Annotated in this window: 10 protein-coding genes; all 10 read left to right on the top strand. The window is 74.1% G+C overall.

The window, feature by feature from the left end:
* Positions 1-419: substrate-binding domain-containing protein (locus ONA70_RS18215; RefSeq protein ID WP_265007646.1), on the top strand; the 419-nt coding region annotated here is incomplete at its 5' end.
* Positions 416-1348: a carbohydrate ABC transporter permease gene (locus ONA70_RS18210; RefSeq protein WP_265007645.1), complete on the top strand. Its 933-nt coding sequence runs from the start codon at positions 416-418 to the stop codon at positions 1346-1348. The genes ONA70_RS18215 and ONA70_RS18210, both read left to right, overlap by 4 nt.
* A 2-nt stretch (positions 1349-1350) precedes the next feature.
* On the top strand, positions 1351-2190 hold the full coding sequence (locus tag ONA70_RS18205) for a carbohydrate ABC transporter permease (RefSeq protein ID WP_265007644.1): 840 nt from the start codon (positions 1351-1353) through the stop codon (positions 2188-2190).
* Between the two features lie 38 nt (positions 2191-2228).
* The gene (locus ONA70_RS18200; protein WP_265007643.1) at positions 2229-3524 is read left to right on the top strand and encodes an ABC transporter substrate-binding protein; all 1296 of its coding nucleotides are present in this window, start codon (positions 2229-2231) and stop codon (positions 3522-3524) included.
* A gap of 2 nt (positions 3525-3526) precedes the next feature.
* Positions 3527-4660, top strand: coding sequence for an ADP-ribosylglycohydrolase family protein (locus ONA70_RS18195; protein ID WP_265007642.1), 1134 nt, complete (start codon positions 3527-3529; stop codon positions 4658-4660).
* Positions 4657-6123 (top strand): ADP-ribosylglycohydrolase family protein, encoded by a 1467-nt coding sequence (locus tag ONA70_RS18190; protein ID WP_265007641.1) that lies wholly within the window; start codon positions 4657-4659, stop codon positions 6121-6123. Before ONA70_RS18195 ends, ONA70_RS18190 begins: the two co-directional genes overlap by 4 nt.
* Positions 6120-7058: a ribokinase gene (locus ONA70_RS18185; protein WP_265007640.1), complete on the top strand. Its 939-nt coding sequence runs from the start codon at positions 6120-6122 to the stop codon at positions 7056-7058. The genes ONA70_RS18190 and ONA70_RS18185 overlap by 4 nt, the downstream gene beginning before the upstream one ends.
* The gene (locus ONA70_RS18180; RefSeq protein ID WP_265007639.1) at positions 7055-9001 is read left to right on the top strand and encodes a formylglycine-generating enzyme family protein; all 1947 of its coding nucleotides are present in this window, start codon (positions 7055-7057) and stop codon (positions 8999-9001) included. Before ONA70_RS18185 ends, ONA70_RS18180 begins: the two co-directional genes overlap by 4 nt.
* The gene (locus ONA70_RS18175) at positions 8998-10185 is read left to right on the top strand and encodes a CaiB/BaiF CoA transferase family protein (protein ID WP_265007638.1); all 1188 of its coding nucleotides are present in this window, start codon (positions 8998-9000) and stop codon (positions 10183-10185) included. Before ONA70_RS18180 ends, ONA70_RS18175 begins: the two co-directional genes overlap by 4 nt.
* Positions 10185-11006, top strand: a complete 822-nt coding sequence (locus tag ONA70_RS18170) for an HpcH/HpaI aldolase/citrate lyase family protein (RefSeq protein ID WP_265007637.1) — start codon at positions 10185-10187, stop codon at positions 11004-11006. The genes ONA70_RS18175 and ONA70_RS18170 overlap by 1 nt, the downstream gene beginning before the upstream one ends.
* Positions 11007-11039: the final 33 nt, after the last annotated feature.

The following is an 11039-nucleotide window of genomic DNA, read 5'->3' as shown; positions in this document are numbered from 1 at the left end:
ACGCGGCCGGCCGCGCCGCCACCGAGCGGCTGCTCGGCCGGGCCCGCCCCGACGCGCTGGTCTGCGCCAACGACCTGATCGCCGCCGGCGCGCTGCACGCCCTGCTCGCCGCCGGCCACCGCGTCCCCGAGGACGTGGCGCTGGTCGGCATGGACGACACCGAGCTGGCCCGGATGATGTTCCCGCAGCTGTCCAGTGTCTCCCTCGGCTCGGCCGAGCGTGGTCGGCGCGCCGCCGAGCTGCTGCTGCAGCGCATCGCCGACCCGAGCCTGCCGCCCCGCCGGGAGCAGGTCGCGCCCAGCCTCGCCGTTCGCGCCTCCAGCGCCGCCGCGCCCGCCGCCGCACCGCTGTTCGTCCCCGCGGCCGGCGCCGCCGGCGATGACCTGCCCGCGCCGCGTACCCCGGAGGTGACGGCATGACCACGGTGGCCGAACGGCCCGACGTCGCCCACGCCGACGGGCCCCGCCCGGCCCGCACCCGCTCCGACCGGCTCGGCATCTACCTGCTGCTGCTCCCGTCGCTGCTGCCGATCGTGGTGCTGTCGGTCTTCCCGCTGCTGCGTGGCATGTACCTGGGCTTCACCGACGCTCGCGCCGGCCGGCACGTCGAGATCACCTTCACCGGGCTGGCCAACTACCGCGAACTGCTCGGCGACGAGCTGTTCTGGAACTCGTTCAAGATCGGCCTGCTCTGGGCGGTCGGGGTGACCGTGCTGCAGTTCCTGCTCGCCCTCGGCCTGGCCCTGCTGCTCAACCAGCAGCTGCGCTTCCGCGGCATCGCCCGGGTCCTCGCCGTGGTGCCCTGGGCGATGCCCCCGGTGGTGGTCGGCATCCTCTGGAAGCTCGTCTACCACCCCGACGCGGGCCTGCTGAACGAGTTCTTCCACCGGATCGGCGCGGACGCGCTGCGCACCAACTGGCTCGGCGACTTCAGCACCGCCCTGCCCGCGGTGATCATCGTGGGCGTCTGGGCCGGCATGCCGCAGACCACGGTCGTGCTCCTGGCCGGGCTGCAGGGCGTGCCGCGCGACCTGCACGAGGCGGCCGCGGTCGACGGCGCCGGCACCTGGCACCGGTTCCGCAACGTCACGCTGCCCGCCATCGCGCCGGTCATCGTGGCGATCACCTCGCTGGACTTCATCTGGAACTTCAACTCGTTCGGCCTGGTCTACGTCCTCACCGCCGGCGGGCCGGGCGGCAAGACGATGCTGCCGATGCTCTTCGCCTACGAGGAGGCGTTCCGCTACGGCAACTACGGCTACGCCGCCGCGCTCGGCAACGTGATGGTCGTGATCATCGTCGCGCTGCTCGCCGTCTACCTGCGTCGCCGGCTGAGGGAGGCGAACTAGACATGTTCGGAAAGCCGAGCCGCACCGCGCGGAGCCTGCAGTACCTCGCCCTGGCCGGGTACCTGGTCTTCCTCGGGTTCCCGCTGGTCTGGCTGCTGTCCACCGCGTTCAAGCCGCCCCGCGAACTGGTGCAGCTGCACCCCAGCCTGATCCCCACCAACCCGACGCTGCAGAACTTCGTGCAGGCCTTCACCGAGCAGGAACTCGGTCGGGCCGCGCTGAACAGCCTCCAGGTGTCGCTCGCCTCCGCGGTGCTCACCGTGCTGGTCGCGCTGCCCGCCTCGTACGCCTTGGCCCGGTTCCGGACCCGGCTCGGCACCGCCGCGCTCGGCTGGGTGCTGCTGTCGCAGCTGTTCCCGTTCGTGCTGCTGATCATCCCGATCTTCCTGGTCCTGCGCGAGGTCGGGCTGGCCAACTCGCACGCCGGGCTGGTGCTCATCTACGTGGTCTGGGCGCTGCCCTTCGCGCTGTGGATGCTCCAGGGCTTCGTCCGCAACATTCCGCGCGAACTGGAGGAGGCGGCCAGCGTCGACGGCGCCAGCCGGCTCCAGGTGCTGCGCCGGGTGGTCTTCCCGCTGCTCGCCCCGGGCATCGTGGCCACCTCGCTGTTCTCCTTCATCTCGGCCTGGAACGAGTTCTTCTTCGCGCTGGTCCTGCTCAAGACCCCCGAGCTGGCCACCCTGCCGGTGACCCTGGCCCGCTTCGTCGGCGTCGAGGGCACCGCCCGGCTCGGCCCCCTGGCCGCCGGATCCCTGCTGGCCACCCTGCCCAGCCTGATCTTCTTCGCGTTCATGCAACGCCGGCTCTCGTCCGGGTCGCTCGCCGGCGCGGTCAAGGGCTGAACCACATCCCCCAACCCACCACCAAGGAAGGAATCCCCATGTTCCGGAGCAGATTCCGTCGACTCGCCGCGGCCACCGCGGTCGCGGTCGTCGGCCTCGGCGCCCTCACCGCGTGCGGTGACGGCGGCGGCACGGACGAGAGCTCGTCCGGCCCGGCCAAGCTGCGCTTCCTCAGCCTCGCCTGGCAGAAGGAGTCGCTGCAGGCCAACAAGGACCTGGTCGCCAAGTGGAACAGCGAGCACCCGGACATCCAGGTCGAGTACGTCCAGGGCGACTGGAACTCCGTCCACGACCAGCTGCTCACCTCGTTCGAGGGCGGCGACGCGCCGGACATCGTCCAGTACGAGTCCTCCGCCATCGGCGAGTTCAGCAAGCAGGGCTACCTGGCCGACGTCTCCAAGCTGCTCGGTGACGACTTCAAGAGCCAGATCGACCCGGGCGTCTGGGACACCGTCACCTTCGACGGCAAGGTCACCGGCATCCCGTTCCTGCTGGAGTCGCAGGTCGTCATCGCCAACAAGAAGCTGCTCGACGCCGCCGGCGTCGCCGTGCCGCCCGCGGACGGCGGCTGGACCTGGGACGAGTTCCAGGCCAACGCGCAGAAGCTCACCAAGCCCGGCCAGTACGGCGTGGCCTGGGCGCTCAAGTCGCCCACCAACCGGGTGATGAACCTGGCGCTGAACTACGACGGCAAGTTCTTCTACACCGACGGCGGCAAGACCGAGGTCAAGGTCGGCGACGCGGAGAAGGAGGTGCCGAAGCGGATCCACGACATGCTCTACACCGCCAGGTCCGCCTCCCCGGAGGCGCTCGGCATGAGCGGCGCGGACGCCCTGCCCGGCTTCTTCGGCGGCAAGTACGCCATGCTTCCCGGCTCGGTCTCGCTGCGCCAGCAGATGGTCGAGCAGGCCCCGGCCGGCTTCGAGTGGGTCACCATCCCGCCGATCAAGGGCCTGTCCACCAAGCAGGCGGCCAACCCGCAGACCCTGTCCATCTCCGAGGACAGCAAGCACAAGAAGCAGGCCGCCGAGTTCCTCCAGTGGTTCCTGAACCCCACCAACATGGCCACCCTGGCCAAGGGTGACTGGCTGGTGCCCACCGGCAAGCAGGCCAACCAGGAGCTGGTCAAGGCCACCGAGGGCAAGCAGGGCTGGGACGTCGCCGCGGACAGCGCCGCCGACCTGACCGTCGCGCCGTTCCAGAAGGTCGACGGCTACCCGGAGTGGAAGACCAAGTACGCCACCCCGGCCCTCCAGCAGTATTTCGCCAACAAGATCACCCTGGACCAGCTCGGCACGCAGCTGGTCGACGGGGGCAAGCAGGTTCTGAGGTAACCATGTCACTCTTGCTCGACACGTCGGTCGGTTGCCTCGTCGGCGCCGCCGTGGGCGACGCCCTCGGCGGAGCCACCGAGACAGCCCTGCCCGAGCAGATCCGCGCCCGATTCGGCGGCTGGGTCGAGGGGATCGTCGGCCCGTACCACGCCGACTGGGCCACCGCGCGACCACTCGCGCCGTACCACAAGGGCGACGGGCACATCACCGACGACACGTTGATGACCCACGCGTTGGTCCGGGCGTACGCGGCCAAGCGGGACCACCTCGACGCGTACGACGTGGTGGATCTGCTCGTGCCCGACCTGATCGAGCGGGTGGTCTACATCCCGGACCTGGAGCGGGAGGGGGTGACCTTCCACCGGCTGGCCGCGGCCGAGCGGTGGCTGGTCACCCGCCTGCACCACGCACACGCCGACCCCCGCGAGGCCGGCGTGGGCAACATCGTCAACTGCGGCGCCGCCATGTACATGGCCCCGGTCGGCATCGTCAACGCCGGCGACCCGGCCGGGGCGTACGCGGAGGCTGTGGAGATCGCCGGAGCGCACCAGCACAGCTACGGGCGGGAGGCCGCGGCGGTGTTCGCCGCCGCGGTCGCCGCCGCCGCGACCCCCGGCGCGGGCGTCGACGACGTGATCGCCGCGGCGCTCGACCTGGCCCGGGACGGCACCCGCGCCGCCGTCGACGCGGTGGTCAAGGAGGCCCGGGGGTACGACGACTGGCAGGTCGCCATCCCCGCGCTGCGCGCCGCCGTCGCCCCCTACGACACGGTGGGGGAGGAGTACCGCAGCCCCGGCCTGGGCGCCCGCCGGCCGAGCCGGCTGCACGCCATCGAGGAACTGCCGGTGGCCCTGGGCATGCTGGTGGTGGCCGGCGGCGACTACCGGGCGGCGGTGCTCGGCTCGGTCAACTACGGCCGGGACGCCGACTCCACCGCCACCATGGCCGGCGCGATCGCCGGCGCGCTCGGCGGCGCCGCGGCCGTACCGGCCGAGTGGTCCGACACCGTCGCCGCCGCCTCCCGTACCGACCTGGTCGCACCGGCCCGGCTGCTCGCCGAGGTGGCCACCAAGGTCTTCCAGCGCGACCGGGAGCGTTTCGCCCGCCGCGCCGAGCGCTTCGGCGGCCTGGCATGAGCGCAGCGGACATCCCGGCCGCCGGCGCGGCGGCTCCGCGCGGCACCACCGCCACGGCCGGCGCGAGCGGCGCCGGCCGGCCGTCGGCCCGGGGGCTGCGGCTGACCTGGGTGCAGCCGGAGGACCTGCTGCCGCACGAGCTCGCCGCGAGCCGCGACGAGGGCCGCGACGTCGGCGATCTCGCCGACCGGTGGGCGGCGGCCGGCGGCGACGTCACCGCCCCGGTCAGCGGGGCCTCGCCGGCACCGGCGTCGCCGGAACTGCGTGCCCTGGCGGTCGAGTTGCTCGACGACGCCGAGGCCCGGCCGGCGCCGTACACCGGGTCCGAGCCGGCTGACCTCGACGCCGTCCGCGAGAGCTGGCCGGACGGCTGGCCGCTGCCGACCCGGGCCGACCGGGACCGGCTGCACGGCGCCTGGCTCGGCCGGGCCGCCGGCTGCCTGCTCGGCAAGCCGGTGGAGAAGATCCCCCGCCACGGGATCCGGGAGATCCTCTCCGCCACCGGCCGGTGGCCGCTGCGCGACTGGTTCACCGCTCAGGGGCTACCGGCCGAGGTGGGCGCCCGCTGGCCGTGGAACCGGCGCAGCGCCCCGACCAGCCTGGCCGAGAACATCGCCGGCATGCCCGAGGACGACGACCTGAACTTCGCGCTGCTGGCCCTGCGCGTCCTGGAGACCCACGGGCCCGGCTTCACCAGCGCCGATGTGGCCCAGGCCTGGCTGGACTGGCTGCCCGCCGGCCGGGTCTTCACCGCCGAGCGGGTCGCCTACCGCAACCTCCTGCTCGGCCTCACCCCGCCGGACACCGCCCGCCGGCACAACCCGTTCCGCGAGTGGATCGGCGCGCAGATCCGCACCGACGTGTACGGCTGGACCAACCCCGGCCGCCCCGACCGGGCCGCCGAGGCCGCCTGGCGCGACGCCGCCGTCAGCCACGTCCGGGCCGGGGCGTACGGGGCGATCTGGGTGGCCGCCCTCGCCGCCGCGGCACCCGTGGCCGGTGGCGTCGACGAGGTGCTCGACGCGGGGGAGTCGGTGCTGCCCCCGGGCAGCCGGTTCACCGCCGCGATCCGGGAGGCCCGCGCCCTCGGCGCCGGCCGCGACGACTGGGAGAGCATCGTGGACACCCTCTACGCCCGGCACGGGCACCTGCACTGGGTGCACGTGCGCAACAACGCCGCCCTGGTCGCGGCGGCCCTCGCGTACGGGCGCGGCGACCTGGAACGGTCCATCTGCGCCGTGGTGAGCGGCGGCTGGGACACCGACTCCAACGGCGCCACCGTCGGCGCGGTCACCGGAGCCCTCACCGGCGCGGCCGGGCTGCCCGACCGCTGGGTCGCCCCGCTACGTAACCGGCTGGCCAGCAGCATCGCCGGCTTCGACGGCATCGGCTTCGACGAACTCGCCGACCGTACCCTCGCCCTGGCCGAGGCCTTCGCGACCACCGATGCGGGTGTCGTATGAGCGCCCGGGTGGTGGTGGTCGGCAGCGCCAACCTGGACCTGGTGGTCACCGCGCCGCAGCTACCCAAGCCGGGCGAGACGGTGCTCGGCGACGACTTCCGCACCGTGCCCGGCGGCAAGGGCGCCAACCAGGCGGTCGCCGCCGCCCGGGCCGGCGCGGACTGCGACTTCGTCGGCGCGGTCGGCGCCGACGAGTTCGGCACGCAACTGCGGGACAACCTGGTCGCGGCCGGCATCGACGTGCGGGGCCTGCGCACCGTCGACGGGCCGTCCGGCGTCGCGCTGATCGCCGTCGACCACGCGGCGGAGAACTGCATCGTGGTCGCCCCCGGCGCCAACGCCACCCTGACCGCCCTCGACGACGCCGACCGGACCGCGGTCGCCGCGGCCGACGTGCTGCTGCTCCAGCTCGAGGTGCCGCTGGCGGCGGTCACCCAGGCCGCCGGCCAGGCCCGCGCCGAAGCCACCACCGTGGTGCTCAACGCCGCCCCGGCCCGCCCGCTCCCCGACGAACTGCTCGACCTCGTCGACGTGCTGGTGGTCAACGAACACGAGGCGGCCGTCGTCGCCGGGATGTTCGTCGACGAGCCCGCCGCCCTGCTCGACGCGCTGGTGGGGCTGGTGCCCCGGGTGGTGCTGACCCTCGGCGCCCGCGGCGCCGCCTACGCCGACCGGCACGGCACCCGCCTGCGGGTGCCCGCGCCGACGATCGACGCGGTGGACACCACCGCGGCCGGCGACGCGTTCACCGGCGCCCTCGCGGTCGCGCTCGCCGAACGCGGCGGCACCCTCACCGCCGACACCGCGCCGGCCGTCCTGAGCTGGGCGTGCGCCGCCGGGGCGGCCTGCGCCCAACGTCCCGGCGCGTCCACCGCGCTGCCCGCCCGGGACGCCATCGACGCCCTGTACGCCGCGACCTATGGAGCGGGAGAGTGAGCTTCAACCCGTACGTGCCCCGGCCCATCGACCGGCCGACCGAGGTGCCGCTCGGCGCGCACGCCGACCTGGCCACCCTGGACGAGGCGAAGATCTTCGCCGCCCCGGACGACCCCGCCGACTGGCCCGCCTGGCGGGAGCAGCTCACCCGGTGGCGCGCCGACGCCCGCGCCCGGCTCGGCTACACCGGCGCGCACTACGACGAGATCCCCGGGGACTGCTTCACCGTCTGCCTCGCCTGGCTGTGGGACGAGACCCTCTACGACCACGACCGGGGTGTGTTCACCGTCGAGGCGTTCCTCGACGCCGCCCGGCGCGACTTCGGCGGCTTCGACGGCGTCGTGCTGTGGCACGCGTACCCGGTGATCGGGCTGGACGAGCGCAACCAGTTCGACTGGTACCGCGACGTGCCCGAACTGCCCGAGGTGGTGCGCGCGTTCCAGGCCCGCGGGGTCCGGGTGTTCGTCGACTACAACCCGTGGGACACCGGCACCCGGCGGGAACCCCGCGCCGACGCCGAGGAGGTCGCCGCGCTGGCCGCCACCCTCGGCGTCGACGGGGTCTTCCTGGACACCCTCAAGGAGGGCGCCGGTGAGCTGCGCAAGGCCCTCGACGCGGTCCGTCCCGGCCTGGTCCTCGAAGGCGAGAGCCGGGTGCCGCTGGCCCGCATCGCCGACCACGCCATGTCCTGGGCCCAGTGGTTCGCCGACTCCGACACCCCCGGGGTGCTGCGGGCCAAGTGGTTCGAACGCCGGCACATCCTGCACCACACCCGCCGCTGGCACCGCAGCCACCTCGACGAGCTGCACTCCGCCTGGCTCAACGGCTGCGGCGTGCTGGTCTGGGAGAGCGTCTTCGGCGCCTGGGTCGGCTGGAACAACCGGGACAAGGCCGTGCTGCGGGCCATGCGTCGCATCCAGACCAGCCACGCCGCGTGGCTGCGGTCCGAGGACTGGGTCCCGCTCGCCGACCACGCTGGCGCCGGCCAGGTGTACGCGTCCCGCTGGACCCACGACGAGCGGCCGCTGTGGACGGTGGTCAACCGGGGCGCCGACCACGACGACCCCTGGCTGGTCACCGAATCCCGCCCGGAACGCTTCGTCGACCTGGTCACCGGCGCCGAGCTGACCGTCACCGAACTGGAGGACGGCCGGGTGGCGGTCGGCGGGCCGTTGCCCGCCGGGGCGATCGCCGCGGTGGTCGCCACCGACACCCCGGTGACCCGGCACGAACCGCCGACCGGCGACCCGTCCTTCCCGGCCCGCGCCGCCGTACGTACCCGCACCCCGTGGGCGCGGCTGGCCGCCCTGCCCGACGGCATGGTCACCGTCGAGGCCGGCCGCCACGAGCTGACCGTCCAACACCGGGCCCGGGAGACCGGCCTGTACGGCGAGGCCCCCTACGTCGACGAGTGGAAGCCGCTGCCGCCCCGGCTGCACCACACCGGCACCGTGCACCGCACCGTCCGGCTCGACCGCTTCGCCATCGACACCCACGAGGTCACCCACGGCCAGTACGCGCGCTTTCTCGCCGCCACCGGCTACCGGCCGGTGCGACCGGAACGGTTCACCGCCGGCCAGGGCCCGGCCGACGCCCCGGTCACCGGCGTCGACCTCGCCGACGCCCGCGCGTACGCCGACTGGGCCGGGCTGCGGCTGCCCACCGAGGACGAGTGGCAGGTGGCCGCCGAGGCGGGACTGCTCGTCCGGCGCGAACCCCTGGTCTGGAACCTGACCGAAAGTGAACACACCGACGGGCGGACCCGGTTCGTCATCCTCAAGGGCGGCTGCGCCTACCGGGCCGAGGGCTCCGACTGGTACCTCGACGGCGGCCCGCAACCCCCGGACGTCTCGGTGAAGCTGCTGCTCACCGGCGCCGGACTCAGCCGCTCCACCTCGATCGGCTTCCGCTGCGCCGCCGACCTGCCCGGGGAGGGGCGATGACCGCACCCCTGCACGGCGTCAAGGTCGTTGACCTGGCCACCCTCTTCGCCGGGCCGCTCGCCGCCGCGTTCCTCGGTGACTTCGGCGCGGACGTGATCAAGGTGGAGCACCCGGCCAAGCCGGACCCCTCCCGGGGACACGGCCCGGCGAAGGATGGGGTCGGCCTGTGGTGGAAGGTGCTCGGCCGCAACAAGCGCACGGTCACCTGCAACCTCTCCGACCCGCAGGGCGCCGAGCTGTTGCGCCGGCTGCTCGCCGACGCCGACGTGCTGGTGGAGAACTTCCGCCCCGGCACCCTGGAACGCTGGGGTCTCGGTCCGGACCAGCTGCACGCGGTCAACCCGCGGCTGGTCATCGCCCGGATCAGCGGCTTCGGCCAGATCGGCCCGTACGCGCCCCGGCCCGGGTTCGGCACCCTCGCCGAGGCGATGAGCGGCTTCGCCGCCGCCACCGGTGAACCCGACGGGCCACCCACCCTGCCCCCGTTCGGCCTCGCCGACTCGGTGACCGCGCTCGCCGCCGCGTACGCGGTCATGCTGGCCCTGCGCGGCCGGGACCTGACCGGCCGGGGCCAGGTGGTCGACCTCGCCATCATCGAACCGATCATGGCGATGCTCGGCCCGCAGATCACCTGGTACGACCAGCTCGGCTACGTTCAGCCCCGGCTGGGCAACCGGTCCAACAACAACGCGCCCCGCAACACCTACCGCTGCGCGGACGGGCGGTGGGTGGCGGTCTCCACCAGCGCGCAGAGCATCGCGGAGCGGGTGGTGCGCCTGGTCGGCCGACCCGAGCTGGTCGACGAGCCCTGGTTCGCCACCGGCAGCGGCCGGGCCGCGCACGCCGACGAACTCGACGCGGCGGTCGGCGCCTGGGTGGCCGAGCGCGGCCGGGACGAGGTGGTGGCCGCGTTCGAGGCGGCCCAGGCGGCGGTCGCCCCCGTCTATGACGTGCGGGACATCCTCACCGACCCGCAGTACGCGGCGCTCGGCACCGTGGTCACCGTGCCCGACGAGGAACTGGGCGAGGTCCGGATGCAGAACGTGCCGTTCCGGATGTCCGCCGGCCCGGGGGAGATCCGGCACGCCGGCCGCCGCCACGGCCAGGACACCGACGCGGTGTTCCGCGCGCTGGGGCTGACCGACGACGAGTTGGCCGCGCTGCGCGGGCGTGGGGTGATCTGATGCTGCTGACCTGGCTCTACGTGCCCGGTGACCGGCCCGACCGGTTCGCCAAGGCGGTCGCCTCCGGCGCCGACGCGGTCATCCTCGACCTGGAGGACGCCGTCGTCGCCGGGCGTAAGGCGTACGCCCGCGACGCGGTCGCCGAGTTCCTGGGCGCGCCGCAGCCGGTGCCGGTCCAGGTCCGGGTCAACGAGCTGACCGGCCCGGACGTCGACGCCGACCTGGCGGCGGTCGCCGGGAGGCCGGGGCTGTCCGGGCTGCGACTGCCCAAGGTGGAGTCCCCGGTGGCGGTGGCCGCCGTCGCCGCCGGGGTCGGCACCCCGCTGCACCCGATCATCGAGTCGGCGGTGGGGCTGGAATCGGCGTACGCGATCGCGGGCGCGCACCCGGCGGTGGCCTCGCTGGCGCTGGGTGAGGCCGACCTCCGCTCCGACCTGGGCGTCGCCGACGACGACGGCCTGCTCTGGGCGCGCGGCCGGATCGTGGTCGCGGCCCGGGCGGCCGGCCTTCCGCCGCCGGCCATGTCGGTGTACGCGAACGTCACGGACCTCGACGGGTTGGCGGCCTCCTGCGCCACCGGGCGGCGGCTCGGCTTCCTCGGCCGGGCGGCCATCCACCCGCGCCAACTGCCGGTGATCGCCGAGGCGTTCCGCCCGGCCGACCACGAGGTGGCCCGGGCCCGGGAACTGCTCGCCGCGGTCGCTGACGCACAGACCCGCGACTCCGGCACCGTGGTGCTGCCGGACGGCCGCTTCGCCGACCGGGCCATGGTGGCGGCAGCCCGCCGCGTGGTCGACCTCGCCGCCCGATACGCGGCCTGACCGCCGCTGACGTTGAACGCGCCGTAGCCGACC

The organism is Micromonospora yasonensis, from assembly GCF_026013475.1.
GTDB lineage: Bacteria > Actinomycetota > Actinomycetes > Mycobacteriales > Micromonosporaceae > Micromonospora > Micromonospora yasonensis.
The sequence above is the reverse complement of the archived record's forward strand: the minus strand, read 5'-3'. Positions and strand labels throughout refer to the sequence as shown.

Coding starts and splice junctions, on each gene's coding strand:
- ONA70_RS18205 (WP_265007644.1), top strand. CDS start 1,351: ATGTTCGGAAAGCCGAGCCGCACCGCGCGGAGCCTGCAGTACCTCGCC.
- ONA70_RS18185 (WP_265007640.1), top strand. CDS start 6,120: ATGAGCGCCCGGGTGGTGGTGGTCGGCAGCGCCAACCTGGACCTGGTG.
- ONA70_RS18175 (WP_265007638.1), top strand. CDS start 8,998: ATGACCGCACCCCTGCACGGCGTCAAGGTCGTTGACCTGGCCACCCTC.
- ONA70_RS18200 (WP_265007643.1), top strand. CDS start 2,229: ATGTTCCGGAGCAGATTCCGTCGACTCGCCGCGGCCACCGCGGTCGCG.
- ONA70_RS18195 (WP_265007642.1), top strand. CDS start 3,527: ATGTCACTCTTGCTCGACACGTCGGTCGGTTGCCTCGTCGGCGCCGCC.
- ONA70_RS18210 (WP_265007645.1), top strand. CDS start 416: ATGACCACGGTGGCCGAACGGCCCGACGTCGCCCACGCCGACGGGCCC.
- ONA70_RS18190 (WP_265007641.1), top strand. CDS start 4,657: ATGAGCGCAGCGGACATCCCGGCCGCCGGCGCGGCGGCTCCGCGCGGC.
- ONA70_RS18170 (WP_265007637.1), top strand. CDS start 10,185: ATGCTGCTGACCTGGCTCTACGTGCCCGGTGACCGGCCCGACCGGTTC.